This is a genomic window from Humisphaera borealis, from assembly GCF_015169395.1.
Classification (GTDB): Bacteria; Planctomycetota; Phycisphaerae; order Tepidisphaerales; family Tepidisphaeraceae; genus Humisphaera; species Humisphaera borealis.
On sequence record NZ_CP063458.1, the window covers coordinates 3,628,811 to 3,652,430 of the forward strand.

The window sequence follows — 23,620 nt, forward strand, 5'->3', positions numbered from 1 at the left end:
GCGCCGCGGGAAGCAGTGGCGATGGCAACCACTTCGAGTCGCACGGGTAGTAGGACTGCCAACCGCCGCTGGTGCGTCGGTGGCGAATCTCGAGTTTACGTTTGAGGAGGAGTTTATGTCGGATCGTCTGTTGCGCATTCTGGGTCGTTCCGTGGTCGCCGCCCTGCTGGCGATGAACTTTGCCGCCGTGCCGTCGTTCGCCCAGACGAAGGCCCCCGCAAAGCCTGAAGCAAAGCCCGCAGCGGCCCCGGCCGTGAAGGAAGCCGCCGACAAGCCCGCCATCAAGATGGGCAAGGACGAAGGCAAGGGCTTCCTGGCCCGGCACGAAGGCTTCCTGGCCGACCTGAAGGCAACCAACGGCAAGGTCGACGTGCTCTTCGTCGGCGACTCGATCACCGACGGCTGGCGTCGCGGCGGCAAGAAAGTGTTCGATGCCAATTACGGCTCGCAGGCCCCGCTGAACATCGGCATCGGCGGCGACCGCACGCAGCACGTCATCTGGCGTCTGCAGAACGGCGAAGTCGAAGGCATCAGCCCGAAGGTCGCGATGCTGATGATCGGCACCAACAACCTCAGCGCCAACACCGACGAAGAAATCGTCGCCGGAATCACCAAGTGCGTGACGACGCTTCGCGAGAAGCTCCCGAAGACCAAGGTTCTGCTCCTGGGCGTCTTCCCGCGCTCGGCCAAGCCGACCGACGCCGCCCGCGCCCGCATCAAGACCATCAACGCCGCGATCGCCAAGCTCGACGACGCCGGCAAGACCGTGAAGTATCTCGACATCGGCGAGAAGTTCCTCGACAAGGAAGGCAACCTGACGAAGGAAATCATGCCCGACGCCCTGCACCCCAACGAAAAGGGCTATGAGATCTGGGCCGAGGCCGTCAAGTCGACGCTCGCGGACCTGATGAAGTGAAGAAGTAGGCACGAAGGCAAAAGGCAAGAAGGCACGGAGTGACCTACTCCGTGCCTTCTTGCGTGATTGCCCACGTGGCCGTTCCTCCGCGCCTTCCTGCCTGCCCCTTACTGCCTTCGTGCCTTCCTCAGGCTATACTCCCTTCCGTGCGAAACGCAGCACCCGCCGCTCCAACATCTTCGCCGTCCGACGTGCTGAAGCGGATCGGCCTGCGCCGAACGCCGGTGCGGCTGGGCGTATTGAAGGTTCTTGCCGACTCCCCGCAGCCGCTGGGCGTGCAGCAGGTTCTGGAACTGCTTCCCGAACACACCGACACCGTCACCGTCTACCGCACGCTGAACACCTTCACGACCAAGAAGGTCGTCCACCGCGTTCGCGGGGAAGATCGCACCTGGCGATACGCCTTGGGCGGGAGCGAGAAATCGAGCGCCCAGCCCCACGCCCACCCGCATTTCGTGTGCGAAACCTGTGGCGTGGTCGAATGCCTGGAGGCGTCGCAGATCCCGCCGACCTTCGTACGGTCTTTGAAGGTCGCCGAAACGTACGAAGTCCACTACCCTGAGGTCACCCTGCACGGCGTGTGCCCGAAGTGCCACGCGTAGGGTCCGCCTTGGCGGACGCGGGCGTCGCCGCTCGCGGTGATGCAACTGCCGCCAGGCAAAGTCGCGGCGACGTCTCAACACCAAACACCCACGCGTCCGCCAAGGCGGACCCTACGACATGCGAATCCAATTTTCCGCCGACGATATCAAGCTCGACGTCACCAAGGCCGCCGGGGGCAAGTTTGAACCGGTGCTCTCCACCGCCCGCAACGGCTCGGTCCTGATCGAATTCACCCGCCCCGAACTTCAAGGCGTGCTGATGGCGTTTGCCCAGGCCGCCGCCGAGGAACAGAAAGCCAAGATCGAATCGGCCGACCTCGTCCTGACACAAGCCGGCGGCAAAGCCGTGCTCGCCATGTTGCGCGTGAAGGCCAGGAAGATGATGATGGGCGTCGCCGTGACGGTCGAAGGCCGGGCCGATTTCAGCGATCGGTTGAGCGTGACGCTGTCCAACCTGAAGGCAACTGGCGAAGGCATGGTCGGCAGCATGGTCGCCGGGCTGCTGGGTGGTAAGCTGAAGGAGCACGAAGGCAAGGCATTCGACCTTGCACCCCCCGCCCTGAAAAACGTCCGCCTGCATGGCTTGAAGGTGGACGCCGGCGACCCACTTCGCATCACGGCGGCGTTCGAGAGTTGAACGCCGAGAGGCGTGCGCCGCACGCCGCAAGAAGCGCCATCCGACGTACGACGCCGCCCTGCTAGATGCCACGCCTACAGATAGGGCAACCCGCCTTCACCAAGCACGGCTTTGTCGAAAACTGCCCTGTAACTTGTTGTTAAGAATTCCGGATGCTCTCGCTCAATGTCGTCGAACTGCTGCCAGAATCGGTCCTCATCGAAACTTTGAAAGTCCCGAGCAGCAAACGCCGCGAGGTTGTGCAACCATTCCGCAATCTCGCCGGCCCTCCTGATACGGATCAGATCTCGACGCCATGCAACCGGGTTGATCCGCAGGAGGAGGCCAAGTGGCATCCAGCGGAGCGAGCGCATGTCCAACATCGCACGATAGAGCAATGTGCGGTAGGCATTCTTTCGGCGATCGTCCATCGACTGGTCACGAGCCAGCGCCTGCCACGACGGTGGTCTGTGGCTCAGAAGCTGACCCGGCCTTCAGTAGTTCAACGGACTTATCCCAGACCATCGCCGGCGTCACCCGCGTGATGCAGCGATGGTCCAACGGGCAGGTCTTCTTCTGGCACGGCCCGCAGAAGACCTTCACCGCCACCTGCCGTTCCTTCGGGTAATAGATCTCGGTCCATTCCGGATGCGTCGGCCCGAAGATCGTCACCACCGGTACGTCCATCGCCGCGGCGATGTGCCGCGGGCCGGTGTCGTTGGTCACCATCAGGTCGCACCGGCGGATGATTTCCTTCAGGTTGCCCAAGTCGGTCCCCTTGTTCGAGAGATCGACCGGTGCCCGCTTCATGTGCCGCTTGATCTGCTCGACAATCGGGCGTTCCTTCGGGGCAGCGGAGATCAGGACCGTCGCACCCAGCTCTTCGATGAACCGGTCGGCCAACTCTGCAAAGTACTCTGCTTTCCAGAGCTTGGCGGCACCGTAGTTGGCACCGGGGTTGAGCAGGATCATCGGCGGCTGCCCGTGCGAGCCGGGCCGATCGATGTCACGCGGCAATCCACCCCGCTCCAGCACGGCCTCCGCTTCGCGCTTCTCGGCGGGGGTGACGAACAGCTCCATCTTCAGGTCGCCCGAAGCACCTCCACGGCCCGCGCCCAGATAATGCGCCAACCCGAGGTAGTACTTGATGATCGGGTTCGGCACGAACTTGCCGGCTTCCTTCGGTGCCAGCAGGCGGTCCGACAGCAGGAACCCACGGCCGTCACGGTCGTAGCCGACGACCTTCTTGATCTTCGCCATCCGGCAGACGAGCGCACTCTTGAAGGAGTTGGGCAGCAGGACCGCCATGTCGAAGTCGGCCGACCGCAGCCGGGCAGCCAGATCAAAGAACTGCCCTTTGCCGGCCTTGGCTTTGGTCTTACCGGTGCGGTAGGTGATGAGCCGATCCGCCCAGGGCATGCCGGCGTAGAGCGGCTTGACGTACCGCTTCATCAGGTAGCTGATTTCAGCGTTCGGGTACCGCAGGCGCAGCGAACGGAGAGTGGGGGTAGCCATCACAGCGTCGCCCACCCAGCTCGGTTGGACGACCAGAATCTTCGCGGGATCGGACATTGTTGCGGAGTATAGCGACGAGCGCGGCACCTGTCGTTAATAGCGACTTGTCACTGGTCGCTGGTCACTGGTCGCTGGTCGCTGGTCGCTCGCTAATGGTTACGGAGACATCGCGTTGAATGACAAGTGACGAGTGACCAATGACAAGTAACAACAAACCTCGTACGCTTTCCCGCCCTATGTCATTCGTCATCGTCCCCAGCATCGATCTCCGCAACGGCAAGGTTGTCCGTCTTCGCCAGGGCGACTACGCCGACCAGTTGAACTACGCCGTCGATCCCATCGCGACAGCTATTTCGTTTCGCGAAGCCGGGGCGGAATGGATGCACATCGTCGATCTCGACGGCGCCAAGGAAGGCCATCCGGTACAGAGCGCGCTGGTTGGCAAAATCATCGCCGCGTCGGGCCTGAAGGTGCAGACTGGCGGCGGGGTGCGGTCGACCGATGACATACGCAAGCTGATCGACGCCGGCGCAAACCGCGTGGTGGTCGGCACCAAGGCGATCGAGGATTGGCCCTGGTTCGAATCGCTGATGCAGGACGCCGCCTTCGCACACAGGGTCGTCCTGGCGCTCGACGCCAAAGACGGCATGGTCGCCACCCGCGGCTGGACGGAGACGTCGACGCTCCGCGCGGTCGATGTCGCAAAGAAAGTCGCCGCGTGGCCCGTCGGCGCGATCCTGTACACCGACGTCGCCAAGGACGGCATGATGAGCGGCCCGAATGTCGAGCAGACGCAGAAGCTCGCCGAGGCCGGGCCGATTCCGGTGATCGCCTCCGGCGGCGTCGGGAACATCGATCACATCAAAGGCCTGCTCGGCCGAGGCATCTGGGGCGTGATCGTCGGGCGATCGCTGTACGAGGGGACACTGGATTTGCGGCAAGCCATTACGCTGGCGAAGTAATCGCAACGCGGAGAATCGAGTCTCACCGGTTCGATGGCGGGTGCCGAATTCTCGAAATCTCGATGCAGAATCTTGTCGACCCGATGCATTCCACCAGTTAAACTCCGATTGCCACGGAGCGACCGTGGTCACTTCTTTCCTTCGGAGACAGGTTATGCCTCGCACTTCTGCGCATCATGCGCTGGCGTCTTTTGCTGCGGTATTGCTGTTGGTTACGTCGTCGGTTTTCGCCAACGCCGCACCCGAAATCACCCTCAGGACGGGCGACCCTGCGCCCAAGCTGTCGATCAAGAAATGGGTGAAGGGCGAACCCGTGAAAGAGTTCGAGAAGGGGAAGGTCTACGTGATTGAGTTCTGGGCGACCTGGTGCGGCCCGTGCGTCGCTGCCATGCCTCACGTGAGCGAACTCCAGGCGAAGTACAAGGAGAAGGGGGTTGTTGTCATCGGCGTGAACATCTGGGAGCGCGACCTGACCAAGGTCGAGCCCTTCGTCGAAAAACAGGGGGACAAGATGGCCTATGCCGTCGCCATGGAAGAACCGATCGCCGGCTCTCCGACGCGCGGCCGGATGGCGACCGACTGGATGGCGGCGGCGGGCCGGAACGGCATCCCGTCCAGCTTCATCGTGGATCAGAAAGGCATCGTCGCCTGGATGGGGCATCCGATGAAGATGGAAAAGCCGCTGGCGGCGATCGTCGCCGGCACGTACGACCCCAAGGCGCAGGCCGCGTTCGATACGAAGGTCGAAGAGCTGAGCAAGCAGGCGTCCGAGGCAACCCGGGCAAAGGAGTACGACAAGGCGATCGCGATCCGTGATTCGCTGGCCGCCCTCGATCCCGATACGGCGGGCATTCAGAAGCTCTACAAGGTCTCGCTTTACATGCAGAAGGGCGACAGTCAGGCAGCGGGCGCGCTGGCCGACGAGCTCCTGGCAGCGGCTGAAAAGAATAAGGATGGCCGGCTCGCGGCAAATCTCGCGATGACCATGCTCTCTATGCCCGGAAGCGAAAAGAGCGATCCGGCCCGCGCCCTCAAGGCGGCCACGCTCGCGTACGACCTGAGCGAGAAGTCCGTCGCGTACCAACGACTGCTCGCACAGGCGTTTGCCCGAAACGGCAAGTTCGACAAGGCGATCGAACTCCAGCAGAAGGTGGTCGAGGCGACGAACCCGCCATTGAAGGAACGCGAGCAGAAGGTGCTCGACGAATACAGGAAGTCGTAGCCCCCCTTTAGCTTGGAGAATGCAGGACCACCACGAAGGACAATGAGAACACGGAGAAGCCGTCTGAATTGGTTAGGCGCAACCTGCAAGTCGAATGAATCGCTCAAGTCGTTCATCCGCCACTTCTCCGTCTCCATCTCCGTGAACTCCGTGTCCTCCGTGGTAAATTGTCCGGGTTAGCGATTTGCAACCCCCTGCCCCGCCGTCTGGATTGCGGCGTCAACCAGAAACACACAGACCTCGAAGCGTCGCAAGGCGCTTCGAGGTCCTGTTCTTTACAGTGCTGGAGCCTGGTTAGTCTTACTTCACCGTGATGATCTGCTGCGGACGCTTCACCTTCACCGTTCGCGTGCCGCTGTTGTTGTTCCATTCGTAGAAGTCCCACGTCGCCAGATACAGCCGGGTCGCACCCTGGGGGACGATGAACTCCTGGCGGTTGCCCCTGGAATCGAGCCCGTCGCCGATGAAGAAGATCTGCTTGAGCTGCGGCTGGAGAGTCGTGAAATCGCGGCTGGCGGCGGTTGAGAAGTCGAGGCTCGCCGGGGCCGGGGTCAGGTTCGGGGCCGCGTCGCTCAGGAACACGCCGACCAGGGCGTTGATCGGACCATTCAGCGTAGCAATACCGTTTTCATTGCCGGCGGTGTTGTCGTCGATCGACGTATCCTGCCCGTCGGGGTTGTAGTCGGCCAGGTTCGGGTCGTGGCGGGCAACGCCGTCGATCGAGTCGAACGTCAACGCCATGCCCCTGCTGATGGGCATATTGACGGCGATCGGCGACTGCTTGGGGTTGGCGGCGGTGCCGGCGTAGTCCGGGCTGTTGTGGGGGTTGTTCACGCTCGCAACCGACCCGGCGGGCATGCCGGCCAGGAACGGATTGGCCGTCGCCGGCACGGGCTGATCCACATCGACCGCCGCAATCTGCATCGCAATGCATTCGGAAGTGATGTCTTTGTACCTGTTGCCGAACACGCTGGCGAACGACAGCGGAACCGCCGAGGTGCGGCTGGTGTTGCGACGGCCGAGGACGCGAACCGCATTGGCCTGGTACTGGTCGGCACCAAAAAGCTGCGTGAAGGTCTGGTTCGCGACGCTCCAAGTGCCGATCTGGACGTCGGCGTTCCGGATGTCCAGCGCGGTGCCTTCGACCAGGTTCACGGTACCCGTCCAGCGGGCGCGGTCGACAGCGTCGGCCGGGCTGGTTGCAAGGGCACCGGCGCCGGCGCGGGCCGCCGCGTCGGTCGATCCGGCGAGCTGGGTCTTGGCGAGCTGGATGTGGCCGTAATCAATCGCCAGGATTCCGACCGCCAACATCATGACAAGCGCCACGGTCGAGTAGACCAGGACAGCGCCCTTGCGACGACTCAGAATGACAGTCTTGCGATCCGACATCATATTGCAGTGCTCCAGTGTCGAGGCTCGGCTGATTTCACGGCAGGCCGAATCGACACCCAAACTTTGCCCTGTAACAACAAGGGTGCAAGTCGGACCGCCGCACATGTGACCGAAAACGGAGCACTTCCGGCGGACTCGGTTGTGAAGGTGGGGACAACCTGCGACCGATACGGTTGCCGCGTCTGATAAGCCGCAATGAAACGCGGACCGCTCCACATTCCCTATTTGCGGTGCTCCAGAAATAGAGAGCGATTGGCGAGCGGGGAAGTAGCCGTCGCGACTGCAAAAAGACGCCCGCCCCATTTTTGGGAAGCGGGCGTCGCAGGCCGTTGTGAAGGTTGTCGGACGTTGTTGAGGCTTACTTGGCTTCGGCGGCCGCGGCTGCGGCGGCGGGTGCCGGGGCAGCGTCCCCTTTGGCACCATCCTGAGCCCATAGAATGATGTTCCGCATGAGGTCTTGCGAGTACTTGGCCTCGTAGCCGTAGATGCCGCCGGTATTGGTTCCCAGCAGGCCGCTGGAGACGTCGATCGGGCTGAAGACGACGGCACCCTTGCCGGCCTGGAGCATCATCAGCAGGCCGTGCTGACGGCCGAGCTTCTCCACCACGACGGGCCGCAGCACGCGTTTTTCGGAGATATCGACCATGCCCGGAGCGCCGCCTGCGAGGATCGGGTGGCTCGTCGGAACCGGCCGCAGCGCCGTTTCAGGGAACGCTTCTTTGAGAAGGCCCTGAACCGAATCGTCAAAGGGATTGGAACCCCCGGCGATATCAATCAGAAGCACGCCGCCCGATTCGACAAACGCCTTCACAGCCGCCACGGCTTCGGGCTTGAACCCTTGCTTGACGGTACCCGTGAGGTGGGCGAAACGAATGTTGGCCGGATCGTTCTTCCTGGCTGCGTCGAACGGCTTGAGATCGTTGATCTTTACTTCGGTCGGGGTGAGCTTGTAGCCGGTGGCCCGCCAGAAGACGTTGCTGAAGCGTTTCCAGGCGCCGGGCTCGGGATCCCACTCTGCCGGATAGCTGAGACGCGCGACCCCGAAAGTGGCGACCGGAGGCGTTTTCGGCTCGGCGACGTAGAGCGTCTCGAGGCGGTTTCGGAATCCCATTTTGCCGGCGGCATAGTAGAAGAGGTTCGCTGCAACCTCGTAGTAAGGCCGAGCCTTGGGGCTGTTGTCCCGGGCCTGCCAGAAACGGGCCATGTCGATGCTGCTGTACACCATCAGGATGCGCGAGCCGTTGGTGGCCATCTTCAGCGGGACCGGCGGAGAAATCTTGTAAACCGATTCGTTGCTGTAGATGGGGTGGTTCGGCGGAACGTTCAGCAGTTCGCGCTTGAACAGGTCCGCGCAAAGCTGCGTGGCCCATTTATCCATGTTCGAAGACGACCCGTCCGCCTGCACGTAAAGAATCCCGCCGGCCTCAACATAGTTGCGGATTTTCGCGAGGTCCTCCGGCGAGAACTTATAGGGCTGGTGGCTGGCGATCGTCATGATCGGCGAGTCGAGCCATTCCTCCCAGTGCGTCGCGACGTTGATGACCTGCCAGTTCAGCGGACGTTCGATCTTCTTGGAGATGGTCTTGGCGAGGTTCGCAGCGTCGCGCGGACGGTTGGCCCAGAAGCCGGGGGTCTTGGCGTCGCCGTCAAACCGCAGCTTGTTCATCAGGATGGGGTGGCGACCGCGGGAGAGGAACAGCAGGTAGTAGCAGGTATCAACCACGCCGCCACCCAGCCCGCCGCCGCTCCATCCGCCTGAAGGCTGCTGCGCCTTGAGGATTCTTTGGGCGTAGACCCGGTACCAGTCGTGTTGTCCGAAGAACTTGAACCCGCTGGCCAGGCCGACACGTTCCACGCCGTACATGCCGTAGCCGCCGCCGGCACTGATGCCGTTGTTGGCAGTTTCGAACCAGGACAGTCCCTTCTTGATGGGGATGTTGTACGGTTCGCGGCCGACCGAGCCGCTCATCAACGCCGGTTCGATGTACTCGTGCGTCACCAGCATGGAAGCCAGGCCGGCCGCGGTCATGTTGACCGTACCGCCCCGCTCATTGCCGTCGCTGTAAGGCCACTGGCCGTTGGGCAGCTGCTTGGCCATCCAGTGGTTCGCGACCAGGTACCAGTACAGCGAGGGGATTTCGATTTCCGCTTCGGCAGCCGACCAGGCGCCGAGCAGGCCGTACTGGGCGTTGGAGTTGTCGTAGCCGCCGTCGGCGACGGGAAGCTTCTTCTCCCGCTTGAGCTTCAGGTAGTAGGCCTCCAAGTCCTTAATGTTCTTGGGGCTACCTGGCATCTTCGGGTAGGTGTACCCGCCGTTGTTCGTCCCCATGACGCACCAGGCAGCATCCTTCATCAGCAGCGCTTTGGCGGCGTCGCGTTTATCCTGAAGGGTGCTCCGCTCTTTCTGGTTGCTGAGGTCGGGAAGGTTTGTGATGTACAGTGCCAGGGCCGTCGCCCGCAGCCCGTACGCGTACGTGGCATGGCGACCCTTGTCGAGATCGAACTTGCACATCGCATCGATCTTGGCAGTCATCCCCGGGCCCTTGAGATCGAGCTCCTTGTGAAGGTCGTCCCCGGGCGGCAGAGCCAGTCCACTCTGCATCAGGGCGTAAACCGCCAGGGAATCGAGCCCGCCGGCGTACCCCTCATCCTCTTTGATCTTCTCGGCGACGCCGTCGACCCAGTGCTTGGCGTCGAACTTGGACAGCAGGAACTTGGCCCCTTTTCGGATGGCGTCGTCGACCATCTTGTCGGTCAGGACGTTCGGGTCGTCAGCAACGGGCCGCGGAGCAGGCCGGGCGGCGGCGGTCACTGCCGGTGCGGTAGCAGGAGCGCCCGGCGTCTTGGCCGAGGCCGGTTGCGCGGCTGGGGCCGATTGCGTGGCCGGAGCAGTCGCCTGGCCGACGGCCAGAGCGGCAAGCGCCAACAGGCAGCCCGAGGAAGCGATCGCCCCACGAACCCAAGCCCGCGATCCACGCGACTGCCGGAACGACGCGTTCGGGGCCGACGAGTGCTTTGCCCGAATGATTTCGATCATGAGTGATCCTCTTTATCCCACAGGAACTGGCAGGCATTACGCCGCGTGCGACGACCCGACGGCCGCTAGAATGTACGCAGGCCTTCACTCGCCGTGGCATTCACGCGGCCCGGCTTCTGCGCGACCGGGGGTGCTTACGGGGAAAGCACCAGCGTATTAGGCTGGATTCGGCTCCGTCCGAGGCCAGTCGTCCGACGAAAGCGAAACTCGGCAGCGGGCGACGAAACTTTCCACGGCCGGGCGCGTCTGAACGTCCATCCGCACGACCGCTTTAGCCCGGCCAGCGACTGCCGCCAACGCCTGTTCGCCAACTCCTAGCCAGGCCGCTCAGCCTCGCCGGGAAAGTGCTGTCGGGTGACAGGCCATGGCGACGGCACTACCGCCGTCCGCATGTGACATGCGACAATCGCAACCTCGCACGTGCAGATTTTACCCGACTTCATAGAAACGCAAGCTTTTTCTGCCCCGCAGCTCACACGGGCAACGTCTCAATACGGTCGTCCGGCCCCGCAGCCCGCTCCAGGCACCTGCGGCAACTACCTCTGATTGGCAAACTTGCGACGTTGACGTATCGTTTTCTGGGACATGCCCCACACCAGCCTGAACCTGCCGTTACTCAAGACCCTGTCCGAAGCGCCCGGCGTTCCCGGCCGGGAAGAGCGCATCCGCCAGATCCTCGAACGCGAAGCCGCCGGCCTCTTTGACGACGTCCGAACCGACGCCATGGGCAACCTGCTGGCGACCAAGCGATCATCGAGCCCGGATGCGAAGCGGGTGACGATCGCCTGTCATATGGATGAAATCGGCTTCTATGTACGGCACATCGACGACCGTGGGTTCCTCCGCCTGCAGGCCGTCGGCGGGTTTGACACCAAGAACCTCTGTTCGCGGCGCGTGCTGGTCCAGGCATCGTCCGGCGGCGATCTGGTCGGACTTCTGAATCCCAGCGGCCGGCCGATCCATATCGCCAAGGAAGAAGACAAGAAGAAGATCCCCGAGATCGGCGACTTCTTCGTCGACCTGTGCCTGTCGGCCGACGACGTAAAGCAAAAAGTCCGCATCGGCGACCCGGTCACCCTCATCCAGCAGTTCGACCAGATCGGGCATTGCGTGACCGGCAAGTGCATGGACAACCGGGTGGCGGGTTTCGTGGCGATCGAGGCCGTCCGCAAGGCGACCAACATCAAGTACGAAGTCGTATTCGCCGCAACCGTGCAGGAGGAAGTCGGCTGCCGTGGGGCAGGGCCGGCGGCGTTCGCGACGAACCCGCACATCGCGATCGCCATCGACACCACCCTTTGCGTCGATCTCCCGGGCGTCCCCGACGACGAACGGGTGACCAAGCAGGGCGACGGCGTGGCTCTGACGATCGCCGATTCCATGAGCATCTCCGACCGCGGACTGATCGACGCGTTCGAAGCCGTCGCCAGGGCACGCAAGATCCCCTGCCAGCTCAGCATTCTGCCCCGTGGCGGCACCGACGCCGCCCCCATGCAGCGCAGCGGTAGCGGTATCCGCGCGATGACCCTGTCGGTCCCGACACGCTACATCCATACCACCAGCGAATGCATCCAACTGAACGACCTTCAGGCGGCAATCGACCTACTGGCGGCATGGCTGGAAACCTAGTTCGGTGCCCCGCCACCGAAACCGCAAGGCGGGCAGGCCCGTAGACGGCCGGTCGCAATCGCCGGTCTGAGGCAAGTTGCAACGCGAGGGAGACTTCGAATGTCGAATACAGCAAACTCTGGACGGATGGGTGTCGCCGTTGTGGCTCTTCTGGCGCTCGCCATCGCGGGCTGCCAGCCGGCCGAGAAGCCTTCGGAAATGACCCGCCTGACAGGCAAAGAATCGATTCCGGTCAGGGATGACTGGCGGCAGTTCGCGCTATCGCACTACGCCGGCGAATTGCTGGTCGAGTTGACGACCTCCAATGACATTCGCTTCCTGGAGCCGGTCATGGTGTCGGCAACGCGGGATGTGAAAACCGGCGCGATTGAGTTGATCGTTTTCGGTGAAGTCGATCAGACCAACATTCGGGGCAATCGGCTTCGGAATCCGTACGCCGTCGCCTGGCGGCAGACGGGCAGTGGCTGGCAGGTCATTGACCGCGACGTACAGGCCGGTCGCACGGCACCGCCACCCCCCAAGCCATTCGAACCGGCACCGGTGATCAAGCCCGCCACCGCGCCGGCGACAATGCCCACGCCCTGAGAGAGCCGAGTCGCCTCAAACTAAATCGCCCTGCCGGCGTCCCGGAGGATTGCCGAAGTGCGCCCCGCCGGATCGCGGAAGAAATGTGGCGTCCAGATCCGATGCAGCTTCCAACCCTGGGCTTCGAGGATGCCGGTGCGGAAGACGTCCCACTCCATGAGATCGTCGGCCGGCGCGAAGCGGGCGGCGTCGCACAGCACACCGATCGGCACGGCATCGTCGCCACCCGAGCGAAGGGCCAGATCGACACAGAATCCGTCGTTCCCCCAGTAAACTTCCGTCGTCGCGCCATGCGCCGCCGCCAGCTTGTGTGCCAGCGACTCGGCGAAGGACGACGGGGTGCGAGTCGGGCGGATGCGAACGGGCGGCATCGGCGGGAGCGATGATTGCTCGACGTCTGATGGCAGTTCGATGTCGAACCACTCCGACGCGTCGGCATCCAGGGGTTGCTTCGGTCCGCTCTCGGCGGGCGCTCCTTCGATCTCCCGCGTCAGTTCGTCCGCGAACTTCAGGTACGAGAACAGCAGCCAGCCCCCGCCGGGCGTTTGGCCCTCGGCCGGTTCGGGTAGCGATCGATACGCCTGCTCGGGGATTGAAGTGACCAGGTGCACCTGCTGGCGGGCCCGGGTGACAAGCACGTTCAGTCGTCGTCCGCCGCCGGGCATCGCGAGCGGTCCGAACCGCCTGTAGAACCGACCGCCAGCGTCGGGGCCGTAAGTGGTGCTAATGATCATGTGGTCGCGCTCGTCGCCCTGGACGTTTTCCAGGTTCTTGACGAACAGACCTTCGAACGTGCCCTCGCCGACACGGTCGCGGGCGTCGCTCAGCTTCTTGGCGAACTTCGAATCCTCCGCCGCCAGGTCGTCGAGTTTTTCGACAATCAGGTCCCGCTGCGACATGTTGAAGCAGGCGATGCCGATGCTCGGCGGCTTTTTCTCGGCCAGCAAGTCTCTCACCACCGCCACAACGGCGTCGGCTTCGATCTCATTCTTCCGCTTCTCGTAAACGCCATTGGCGCGGATCAGGCGGATCGGCGCGATCTCCGGGCGGTTGCCGGGATGGCCGGGAATTGGCTGCAGCCGGCTGCCGTAGAAATGCGTGTTGCTGAACTCGATCAGCGCCGCGTTGCGCGAGCGATAGTGGACGTCGAGGTAGCTCTGCTGGGCTTCGAGCCCGAGTGCCGCCGTCAGCAGATCTTCGACTTCGCCCTGCTGCTGCTCGAACCATTCCTGGTCGCTGGTGGGGTCTTCGTCGTCGTCGCTCGCGGCAAACGCCGACTCGAAGAACCGCGTCGGCGGAAGCTGTTTGGGGTCGCCGGCGACAACCACCCGCCGGCCGCGCACCAGCACCGGCAACGCCTCTTCCAGCCGGCACTGACTGGCTTCGTCGAAGACGACGACATCGAAAATCGGCTCCAGCGGAAAGACCTGCGCCGCCGTCTCCGGCGACACCATCCAGACCGGGCAAATGTCGAACAGCGGATCGCCGCCGGCGATCTGCCGACCGCGGGCCACGACCTGCCGCAGCCGCATTGCTCGTTCACCGCGCAGCAGCAGCCGGCGTTTGAGTTCCGCGCCGGCGGTGTTCAGGCGTTCGCCGTTGGCCGACAGCATCCGGTGCTGCTGCTCGCTCAGCCAGCGGTTGTAGATGACATCGCATACGAGCTGCCGCTTCTTGGACTGCAACTCGCGATATCGCTCGAAGGCTGAAGACAGTCGATGCCCGTCAACGCTCTGGAGTTGCGGGTCGGCCCCGATGCGCCGGCGGATCTCGCCGGCGATGATGTCCCGCCGCAGCACGTCCCAGGCCTCGGCTGGCTCGGCAGATTGCAGCAACAGCGCCTCAGCCGCAGGCCGAACCATCGGCGGCACGGCGGCCAGGGCGTCTTTAGCGCGGATGACGTCTTCCAACGTCGGCAGTTGGTCGCGCAGGGCAACCACCGCCGGCAAGACGGGCTCGCCTTTGCACAAAGACAGATCGATGCCGCGGAGCCACGCAACGGCGAACAGTTCGGCATCGACCATCGCCTGTTCGACGGCGGTGATGTCTGCCGCCCGTTTCGGCGACTGCGTGATCGCCTGGATCAGCGGGAGAAGCTTTGTCCGATCGACCAGCGCCTCGGCGATGACAGGCCAGACATCTTTCGTCAGCGGCTCGGCCGTCGTTGAAAGCGCCACGTCAAAGAGTGCGGCATGCCCGCGAATGCTGACCTCGAGGTCGTGGTCGTCCATCAGGTCGTCGGGCGTAGGCGCGTTCAGAACGCTTTCATTGAGGTTCTGCAGGTAGACGCGGACAACCAGCGCGTTGATCAGCGCCGTGATACGCGTGGCGTTCTGCGGCAACGGGGCAAGCTCGAGCAACTCGAACACCGGCGCGGCCATGCTGTACTCGGCCCAGACCATCTGGTTGACCAGCTCCGTCGCGTCCGCGGCGACGGAACCCTCCAGCAAGGCCGGACGGTGCAGGTCGGACGCGGCACGCAAGACCGTGCGATTGCTGGCGTAGACGCCGAACAGTTCTGCATCGTCGGGCAGCGTTGTTGCGCCGCCGAAAGCCTTGGGGCCGATCGCCTTGGCGGTGGCATCCCAGGTTTCGAGCCGGGCCCGCAGCCCACCGAGAAAGTCTCGCACCCGCGATGCACTTTCAAAGCTCAGGCCGAGGCCGAAGAATTCGACCACCGGCGATGCCGCCTTCTTCTTCGAACCGTGCAGGAATCCAAGGAATGACTTGGCGATCGGCAGATAGGTTTCCAGCGCCGACTGCCATCGAAGCACCTGCGCGATATCGAACGGCTGCCGGCGATACTGGGCGAGCAGTTCGGCATCGAGCGGCGTTTTCGACGCCCGCTCCGCCAGCGGGCCGGCTACCTCCAGCTTCTTCAGCACCGCCTCGGCGGCCGACGTCTCGGTGCTCATCCAGCGGGCGACCGTCGGCCAGGGTGCCTGCGGCGCTTTCTGGCGGATCTGCTCGACCCACTGCATCGACATGCCGAACGCCTCGGCGTACTTCTGTACAAGCGTCCGCTGCTGGGTGAGGTCCTTGACGGCAGGCAGGTCGCGACCGTGAACGGCGACCCAGCGTGCCCGCAGCTCGGGTTCGGGGATCTGCTGCTTGAACGCCGACAAGTAAGGCAGCGCTTCGGTGATCTTCGATCGCGCCGTCTTGATGGACGCCAGGTCCTTCTTCGCCCACCGGTCAAGAACTTCGGGCGGCGTCTGGTTCAGCATCGTGTCGAGCCGCTCCAGCAGGGCCAGCCTTGCCGTGGCCTGCGCGGTGACATCAAGCCCCTGCGTGAACGGCGGGAGCAGCGGCTGCTTTTCGACCGATGTCTCATCCGCCGTCGCCGCCGTAGCGACAACGGCTTCCAATGCCGACTTGTTCTGCTCGACCGACCGGCCCAGAAAGTTTTGCAGCGTGGTACCGACCGCGACCGACCACGGGTTCTTCGCGTACGCCACTTTCAGTCCGCGGGTAAACATCTCGCGTAACGGGTGTTCCAGCGGCGACAGTTCCTGGAGCCGTGTCTTGGCCAGCTCCGCCGCGGCTTTCCCTTCCACGGTGACGCGCCAGCCCAGGTGCGCGTTGTCCTCGCCGCCGCCGGTCAATAGCGCCGCCGGCGACGCCGACAGCCATTGCCCCATCAGCTCGTGGAACGAGTACCCCGTCTCGGCGTCCTGCCGGGCCAGGGCCATTCGATAGTTGGTCAGCTCGGCGTGAAGCGACTGCAGTTCCTGGTCGAGCTCTTCCAGCTTCTTGTGCGAACGCGCCCGCTCCTTGGCTTCGGCAAGATTATCGAGCTGGTCGCGAATCTTCTTGTACAACTCGCGCTGGTCGCGCTGCGGGTCGTGAACGACGCCGGTCAGTGCTCCGAGGCCCATGTGCTCCAGCCGGTCGGCGACGACATCCAGCGCGGTGCGCTTCTCGCAGACGAACAGCACCCGCTGCCCGCGCGACAGGTGATCGCCGATGATGTTCGCGATCGTCTGGCTTTTGCCGGTGCCCGGCGGGCCGTGGATGACCAGCGCCGTGCTTTGGCGCGCCTGGCGGACGGCCCGCGCCTGGCAGGGGTCGGCGGCGGCGACGAGGCGCTCATCGGCGAACTCGCGCTTGCCATTCGATGCCGCGGGCTTGGCGGCCTGCACGGCGGCGTCGGCCTTTTCCAGCAGCGCCGGCGCGCCGACATCGAGCAGATCGCCGACACGGATGAAACCCGCAATCGGCCCGCGCAGCTCGCCGGGGTTGTCCACCATCTCCTGCATGTCGCGCAGGAGCCCCTGGTTGGCCATCGGGAACAGACCGAGCACCGCCGACATCACGATCTGGGGGCTGCTCTCCAGATCATCGGTGCGCGGGGCGGCTTGCAGTTCAACCACCGGCGTTGCCGGCTGCGGTGGACTAACGGGCTCGGGTGCCGGGGCCTTGCCGGTATCGGTCACCGCAGCCGTTGTGACCGCCGCATCCTCCGGCGCGTCTTCGGTGGTCTCTTCTTCGGGCAGCTTGTCGAACAAATCTTCCGATTCGTCGCCTGGCGCGGCTGCAGTGTCTTTCGGCGGCGTGCCGAGCAAACCCTCGGCGACCGGCGGCTTGTCCGCGGCGGCCGGCGCGACGGCCTTGGGCGCGAACGCCTCCGGAATCTCCAGGTCTACCATCTCGCAGACGCGGGTGACCAGGTCGGTCAGCTCCCGCCACGGGTCTTCACCCTTCTCGTCGGCGTAGAGATCGGCAACGCCGTCGAGCGAGCGGCCGGTCTGCCGTTGCAGCCAGGCGAGCAGCGCCGTGTTTGGCTGGACTAGGTCGACGCCATCGCCGCGGCAGGCGACTTCGACGCTGCGGGTCGCGCCCCGGCGGAGCGTGAGCGAGACGGGAATGAATGCGATCGGCGCCAGGATCCGCCGGCTCGATTGCCGCCCCGTCGCCGTCGCGGCGAAGCTCGGCGGCAGGCTTAGCAGCGGAAAGCCGACGTTCAACACATGAACGCCGGTGTCCTGCTCATAGGTTCGGGCATCGTCGGCGATGATGTGGAGCTTCTGCAGGAGCGTGTTCTGCTCGTCGAGCGGATCGCGGGCGTCGGTTGCGCCGCGGCCGAACCTCTTCGGCTTCTGAACGACGTCTTCTGAGGGCGCTGCGACAGCGACATCTTCCGCGTTTTCGTGCGAATCGGCTTTCCCGACCGGGGTAGCCATGCCTGCATCTACATTAGGGTTTTCGTCCCTCAACGCTTCATCCACCGGTTGATCGACCAGCGGTTCGACGTGCTCCCCTTGGGGCCTTGGCGCAGTCGGGTGGTTCGCGGCGGATTTCGGCGCCCGCGCCCTCAGTACGGCCTTGCGCCCGTCACCCAGCAGGTCGCGCAACGCCTCAGCAGGTGCGATGTCGTTCATCGCCGAGAGACTGTGCCAGTCGATCCGCTGACGGCTGCGATGGGGACGGCAGTTGACGCTGGGGCCATTCACCAGGGCGGCAAAAAGCCGATCGAGCATCCGCTCGAGCACTTTACGTCCGGCGGCGGCGTTGACCGGGGGTGGAGGAGCGGTGCCGACGGGCAGCGCGGCCGGTGCGGAAGGCGGGGCCGCCGTTGGGCTTGTAACAGGTGCGGCGGACGAAGGAGAAGACGTCGGTTCGGTCATCGCTCGGCTCGCTGTGGGTGAAACTCCAGAGCCGAGCATTGTCAGCATGTGATTCGCCGCATCAACCGCGGGAACCCGTTCCGGTGAACAATCCTCCCGAAGGAGAGGCGCGGTTCAGAAGGCAAAGCAGGCGGGGCAGGTCGATATGACCTGCCCCGCCGCTCGCATCGCAATGCAATCGTTGTTTCGACTACGCCGTTTGAAGTTGCTTGCGCTTCTTGTGGTACATGGCGCCGGCCATGCCACCAAGGACAATGAGCCCGCCCCAGACGGCCGGGGGCAGGGGAACGGCCGTCGGGCCGCCGTTGCCGGCGAAGCTCGCTTCGACGATCAGGTCGTTGTAGTCCTGGTCGCTGTTGCCGATGGGCGCGTCTTCCCAGAACAACAGGTAACGCGACGGACCTTTACCCAGCCCGTCGATCTGGTAGGTGACAAGCTGGTCGCCGAACGGGTTTTCGGTGGTCAGCGACGACGATCGAAGGTTGGTACCGCCGTTGTCGAGCACGAAGCGGAAGAAGTCGCCGCTGGTATCGACGGTTGTCGACGCCGCCGGCAGATAGCCGAACTGATTGACGGCGAACAGATGTTCGTAGCCGCCGCCGCTCTTGCCGAGCAACAAGCCCACGCTCTGCTGCGATCGCGAGAAGCTTGCGATCGCGTTGAGGGTCATCAGGTCGCCTTTCCACGCGACGTCGTTGAGGTCGTCTATGCGGGTGGCGGTGACGGAACCGTTGGTGAACCCGTTGCCCAGCGCAGTGAACGAGCCGCCGTATTGGTGCGAAAGAATTTGCTCGGTGGTCGCCTCGCTGGCGTGAGGCGTGGGTGCGACAATTGTGATGCCTGCATGTGCATTCGAAGCGGCCAGCAACGCGACAGCGCCGAGGCCCAGGGTACGAATCGAAGCAAACGACTTGAGGAACGAGAACATAAAGCGCTCCTTTCAAAGCGATCATCGCAATCACAACAGAAACACGCGCGACCACCCACCGATCGATGGCTCAGGTCATCTGATGTCGTGGGAAAAGTTCGCGGGGCTTGCGTTGTGTGGCTGAAAGAACCCTAGCATTCAAAAATCGAGCGAGGGGTGACCGGTTTAGGTTAGTGGACGTTTCCTGAACCCTTAATAGGTGGGTTTAAGCCGGATATCGGGCTACCGACGGGTGGGTAACCCACCCGGGTGGAGGTGTGGGTAAAAGAGCCGGCAGAAACGCTGTGTTTATAGGCCTTTGCGGTGCGGTCATCACCGAAGATTGCCCCGGTTAGCGGTCGCACCGCAGGTGCACTCTTTCACTGCATTCTTCAATTCTCTGCCAGTGCAATCTGTCCGAATCCTGCGTTACAGAAGACGTGCACCGGCGGTGCGACCGCTAATCGGCTTAAGCTTCCCTGGTGACACTACGGGCGACCGCCCGAAACGGAGATCCCATGCCCCGCCGCCCATTCGGCCATCGGACGGCGGCCAATGGCGGCGGCGATCAGGTCGGGGAACAGGTCTGGGGTACACGCGAACGCCGGTGAACCCAGCGCGGCCAAATCGGCGGCGTTCTCGTGGTCGTACATCGGAGCGCCGTCGTCGCTCAGCGCCAATAGCGTGATCATGCTCACGCCGGAACTGATGATCGAAGCCGCCCGTTTCATCAGGTTCTCGCGCACGCCCCCTTCGATCAGGTCGCTGATGAGCACGAAAATCGTCTGCTCCGGCCGGCTCATCAGCGACTGGCAGTACGTCAGGGCGCGGTTGATGTCCGTCCCGCCGCCGAGCTGCGTGCCAAAAAGCACCTCGACCGGGTCGTCGAGCTTGTCGGACAGATCGACAACAGCGGTGTCGAACACGACGACCTGCGTCTTGACCGCCGGCATCGACGCCAACACCGCGCCGAAGATGCCAGAGTAGACGACGCTGGTCGCCATCGACCCCGACTGGTCGATGCAGAGCACGATGTCGCGCAACGCGCTGCGCTTGCGGCCGTAGCCGATGCGCGTCTCGGGGACGACCGTCTTGTAGTCCGGCTGGTAGTTCTTCAGGTTCGCGCGGATGGTGCGGTTCCAGTCGATTTCGCGGTGCCGCGGCCGGCGGTTGCGGACGGAACGGTTCAGCGCGCCCGCGACTGCCGACCGCATCGGCTCGGCGAGCTTGCGCTCGATGTCTTCCACGCACTTGCGGACGACGACGCGTGCGGTGGCCTTGGTTTTGGCGGGCATGACGCCGCTGAGTGAAAGCAGGTCAGCGACCAGGTGCACATCGGGCTCGACGGTCGCGAGCATTTCCGGTTCCAGCAGCATCTGCTTGAGGTTCAATCGCTCCATCGCGTCCTGCTGCATGACGCGGACGACGGACGTGGGGAAGAACAACCGGATATCGCCGAGCCACCGCGCCACCGACGGCGACGACCCGCCCAGCCCGCCGCGGCGTTGCCGCTCTTTTGGTTGGCTGTCGTAGAGGGCGGCGAGGCACTGGTCGATCGCGGCGGCCCGCTTGTCGAGCGGAACGCCGATGCCGTCGGCCTCGTTCCCGCCGAGCATGAGCCGCCAGCGACGGAGGGTCTCGGCGTCGTTGGCGTCTTTGGCATCGCTGGGGGTGGTGATGTCGCTCATACGCCCTCCTTCAGGATCGTCAGCAATAGAGGCAACGCCCGGGCGGCACGCTCGTGATTCAGATCGCCTTGCAGGGCAACGCCGCGCGAGCTTCCGCTCGCGGCCTTCCCTTTGCCGATCATTTGCCCGATTTGCCGTCGTTCGGGCGCGGGGAAGGTGGTGAACGTCCGCCGCAGCAGCGGCAGCAACTCGTCAAAGATGTCGGGATTGATCTGCCGCACCCAAGCGTCGATCAGGCCGAGAAGCTTGGGATCATGAATCAGCAGCAGGCCACTGCCGCTGAGGAAGCCCTCCAGCCAGCGGGCGGCCTGCCCGGGGTCGGATCCGCGCGACAGTGTCTGGCTCAGCCGCAGGCCGACGTCGTCGGTGGAAAGCTTGCCGCCGTCGAGCAACAGCCGGGCGGCGCGGCCGCGCACCAGGCCGTGGACAGTGTCCTGCCCCAGGATGCGGTTCAGCGCCGTCTGCCAGTCGGCGGTGTGATCGGCCGCATCGAGCTGCTCCAGGGCGGCGTTGGTCGATTTCAGGTGCCCGTCCATCGCGGCGGCGGCGTCGTCATTCAGGCTGCCGACCGCGCCGCCCAGGCCGACCGTAATGCGGGGGACGATGCCGTCGACAATCTCCCGCACCATGCCCTCGTCGGTCTTGCGGACGTTGCCGTACCGCAGCAGCGACGTCAGCGACGGCAGCGTTTCCATCAGCAGCGTGATGTCGGTGGCGACGGCGGCGACGTTTTCGATCTGCTTCACCAGCGCCGTCGCCGCGTCGCCCAGCGACGCGAGCATCGCATCCTGCAACCGGGCCGCGAGCGACCGCAGGTCGTTCGTGTCGGCCGCCGCCTTGGCGACGGCGGCACCGGCGGCCTGCTCGATCGTCGTGCCGAGCGTGCCGGCTTCGATCAGCTTTACCGCATACTCCGGCTGCCACCGGAGCTGCCACAGCTCGTGGAAGGTGCCCTTGCCCCGGCCATGCTCGTGGGGCGTACCCCAATCGATCCCCAGCAGCCGCAGGCGGTGTAGAAGAATGCTCCGCTCGCGGTCGGTGTCGCCGCGAAGATCGAGGTCGAGCTCTTTCTCCAGAGCTTCGGCCTTAAGCCGCAGACGTTTCTGCTCCCGCATCAAGTCCTGCTGAAGCGGGACCGTCGGCGTGTCTTCGGGCACTTGACCGATGCGATGGCCGACGAGCAGTTCCCGATCGATCAGCCGCATGACCACGTCGGAGTCGAAGCAGAAGATCGATCGCGTGGCGTCGGCGATGTCGGACAGATCGGCCAGTGGCCGCCCGCGGATCGTCGCCAGTGTTTCGCTCAGCCGGACGGCTTCGATCACGTGGGCACTGGAACAGTCGATGTCCTTCTCGCGCAACAGCCCGGCGACGCGGGACATCCACGCTTCGAGTATCGAATCCTTCCGCCGCCAGAGGTGGTCGTACCACCCCGGCGAATGCACGCCGGCACCGTAGCCGCTGGCGAAGGTCAGGCGGTCGTAGGTCCAGGGAATCCAGGTGGCGGCGGTCTTGGTTTTGGGAAGACCCTTGAGCAGATCGGCGTCAGCCTTCTTCGTGAACTTCTCGACATCCAGCACCGGCGCGTGCCACGCGCCGCAGACGACGGCGATGTTCTTTGCGCCGCCTTTGATCGCGTCGCGAATGGTCTGCCGCATCCAAGCCTCGCGGAGAAGTTCGTCTTCGTCGCGCGGGGATATCGGCGTTCCGGGAGCGCGGGCATCCCCGCCCGCATCGGCATTGTCGGTATCCGACGCCGTTTCGCCGGCCGCGGGCACACGGCCGTGTGCCCCTACGGCAGCGGTCGCGGCATCGCGATCCTTCCGCAGTTCGGCCATCGCATCGCGGATCGCGGCGAACAGCGCCACGCCTTCCTCCCGTCGATGCTCGACGACGTGTTCCCACCAGCGTTCTCCGTCGTCAAACCCTGCGGCCTCGGCGAGCCGTTGCAGCGGGTCGCGCTCGATCCGCCGGCCGGCGAGAAGAAGCGCCGCCGCAGCCGCGTCTTCGGCTTCGTCACTGTCCGTGTCAGCGTCGCCAACGTCATCACCCGCGGCATCTACATCGTCGTCACCCGAAATCTTCCCCGCCGCCTCGTCCGCCGCCTTCTTCTCGGCGATCGCTTTGAGCTGGTCGAGGAGCGCCTTCCGCCGATTGGCGTCGATCGCCAACCGATGCGACTGCGGCAAATCCATAAACCGCACGGCGACGTTGTTCGCCAGCGCCCACCGAATCGCCTGCCACTCCGGCGAAAACGCCGCGAATGGGTAGTACACCGCGTCCGAAGGCTCGGCGACGTCATGCACCAGAATCGCCACCGGCGGATGCATCTCCTCTCGGGCAGCGAACGGGATCATCTCATCCGCATCCGGCGGGCCTTCAATGAGAACGCAGTCAGGCTTGAGTTCGTCGAGGGCGCGCAGAACCGATTGCGCCGAGCCGGGGCCGTGATGGCGGATGCCGAGGATATGTAGGTTATCCGGCATGATCCTTACCGTTGTTTGAGTTCCACGCGTCGGCCATCCGGATCACGCACTACAAACGTTCGTCCCCACGGCTCGTCCCGAATGTCACCGGGGTTTCTGCCCTCATTCGCAAGTCTTTGTCGCACGTTGTCGAGTTCATCTACCGCAAACCCCAATCCCAATGTGTCGGTCTTGTCGTCGGTCGAGGGATAAAGCTCCAGAACGAATGAGTCGCTCTCGCTAGCCAGGTGTTCCGGCCCCTTTCCATGCTGATGCATCGAAAACTCAAAGTTCAGCTGCGCGTAGAACGCGGCCGTAGCCCGCATGTCGGCACAGCGCAGAACGAGCAAATTGAGTCGAGAAGGTGTCATCGGGCCTTGTAGGGTGGGCTTCAGCCCACCGGTTGCGATTGAAGTCGTGTTGTGTCAATTGCGGAGCCGCTCGGACGTCAACGCGA

Annotated in this window: 16 protein-coding genes; 7 read left to right on the forward strand and 9 right to left on the reverse strand. The window is 64.0% G+C overall.

Translation table 11 applies throughout. The annotated features are described in order from the left end of the window. Window positions 1-115: 115 nt before the first annotated feature. The 3 genes from IPV69_RS13540 to IPV69_RS13550 all read left to right on the forward strand — a co-directional run bounded on the left by IPV69_RS13540 (window position 116) and on the right by IPV69_RS13550 (window position 2,155). On the forward strand, window positions 116-916 hold the full coding sequence (locus IPV69_RS13540; protein WP_206290211.1) for a GDSL-type esterase/lipase family protein: 801 nt from the start codon (window positions 116-118) through the stop codon (window positions 914-916). Window positions 917-1,062: 146 nt separating this feature from the next. Further along, window positions 1,063-1,518 (forward strand): Fur family transcriptional regulator, encoded by a 456-nt coding sequence (locus tag IPV69_RS13545; protein ID WP_206290212.1) that lies wholly within the window; start codon window positions 1,063-1,065, stop codon window positions 1,516-1,518. Window positions 1,519-1,636: 118 nt separating this feature from the next. Further along, window positions 1,637-2,155 carry a hypothetical protein gene (locus tag IPV69_RS13550; RefSeq protein ID WP_206290213.1) on the forward strand — a complete coding sequence of 173 codons (519 nt, stop codon included), beginning with the start codon at window positions 1,637-1,639 and terminating at the stop codon, window positions 2,153-2,155. A 74-nt stretch (window positions 2,156-2,229) separates the two neighbouring features. On the opposite strand, the gene IPV69_RS13555 is transcribed toward IPV69_RS13550, so the two are convergent. Further along, window positions 2,230-2,565, reverse strand: coding sequence for a hypothetical protein (locus IPV69_RS13555; RefSeq protein ID WP_206290214.1), 336 nt, complete (start codon window positions 2,563-2,565; stop codon window positions 2,230-2,232). 7 nt (window positions 2,566-2,572) lie between these two features. Beyond that, a complete protein-coding gene (gene waaF, locus IPV69_RS13560) occupies window positions 2,573-3,706 on the reverse strand; it encodes a lipopolysaccharide heptosyltransferase II (protein ID WP_206290215.1) in 1,134 nt (377 codons plus the stop codon). Between the two features lie 179 nt (window positions 3,707-3,885). Here waaF and hisA point away from each other — a divergent pair, with 179 nt between their 5' ends. Both hisA and IPV69_RS13570 read left to right on the forward strand, forming a co-directional pair. Further along, entirely contained in the window at window positions 3,886-4,611 is a 726-nt protein-coding gene (hisA, locus tag IPV69_RS13565) for a 1-(5-phosphoribosyl)-5-[(5-phosphoribosylamino)methylideneamino]imidazole-4-carboxamide isomerase (RefSeq protein WP_206290216.1), read from the forward strand. Between the two features lie 154 nt (window positions 4,612-4,765). Beyond that, a complete protein-coding gene (locus IPV69_RS13570; protein ID WP_206290217.1) occupies window positions 4,766-5,833 on the forward strand; it encodes a TlpA disulfide reductase family protein in 1,068 nt (355 codons plus the stop codon). Between the two features lie 300 nt (window positions 5,834-6,133). Here IPV69_RS13570 and IPV69_RS13575 read toward each other — a convergent pair whose 3' ends face one another. Beyond that, complete coding sequence (locus tag IPV69_RS13575; protein WP_206290218.1) at window positions 6,134-7,225, reverse strand: pilus assembly protein TadG-related protein; 1,092 nt, start codon at window positions 7,223-7,225, stop codon at window positions 6,134-6,136. A gap of 358 nt (window positions 7,226-7,583) precedes the next feature. After that, the gene (locus tag IPV69_RS13580) at window positions 7,584-10,262 is read right to left on the reverse strand and encodes a DUF4159 domain-containing protein (RefSeq protein WP_206290219.1); all 2,679 of its coding nucleotides are present in this window, start codon (window positions 10,260-10,262) and stop codon (window positions 7,584-7,586) included. A 585-nt stretch (window positions 10,263-10,847) separates the two neighbouring features. Between IPV69_RS13580 and IPV69_RS13585 the strand changes: the two genes are divergently transcribed. Together IPV69_RS13585 and IPV69_RS13590 are read left to right on the forward strand one after the other, a co-directional pair. After that, window positions 10,848-11,891 (forward strand): M42 family metallopeptidase, encoded by a 1,044-nt coding sequence (locus IPV69_RS13585; RefSeq protein WP_206290220.1) that lies wholly within the window; start codon window positions 10,848-10,850, stop codon window positions 11,889-11,891. A 99-nt stretch (window positions 11,892-11,990) separates the two neighbouring features. Next, window positions 11,991-12,476 carry a hypothetical protein gene (locus IPV69_RS13590; protein ID WP_206290221.1) on the forward strand — a complete coding sequence of 162 codons (486 nt, stop codon included), beginning with the start codon at window positions 11,991-11,993 and terminating at the stop codon, window positions 12,474-12,476. Between the two features lie 20 nt (window positions 12,477-12,496). Here IPV69_RS13590 and IPV69_RS13595 read toward each other — a convergent pair whose 3' ends face one another. The 5 genes from IPV69_RS13595 to IPV69_RS27945 form a co-directional block, all read right to left on the reverse strand. Beyond that, complete coding sequence (locus IPV69_RS13595; protein WP_206290222.1) at window positions 12,497-18,103, reverse strand: AAA domain-containing protein; 5,607 nt, start codon at window positions 18,101-18,103, stop codon at window positions 12,497-12,499. 190 nt (window positions 18,104-18,293) lie between these two features. Further along, window positions 18,294-19,031, reverse strand: coding sequence for a hypothetical protein (locus tag IPV69_RS13600; protein WP_206290223.1), 738 nt, complete (start codon window positions 19,029-19,031; stop codon window positions 18,294-18,296). Between the two features lie 467 nt (window positions 19,032-19,498). Next, window positions 19,499-20,698: a VWA domain-containing protein gene (locus IPV69_RS13605; protein WP_206290224.1), complete on the reverse strand. Its 1,200-nt coding sequence runs from the start codon at window positions 20,696-20,698 to the stop codon at window positions 19,499-19,501. Next, entirely contained in the window at window positions 20,695-23,184 is a 2,490-nt protein-coding gene (locus IPV69_RS13610; RefSeq protein WP_206290225.1) for a DUF5682 family protein, read from the reverse strand. Before IPV69_RS13610 ends, IPV69_RS13605 begins: the two co-directional genes overlap by 4 nt. A 5-nt stretch (window positions 23,185-23,189) precedes the next feature. Continuing rightward, window positions 23,190-23,534 carry a VOC family protein gene (locus IPV69_RS27945; protein WP_206290226.1) on the reverse strand — a complete coding sequence of 115 codons (345 nt, stop codon included), beginning with the start codon at window positions 23,532-23,534 and terminating at the stop codon, window positions 23,190-23,192. Window positions 23,535-23,620: the final 86 nt, after the last annotated feature.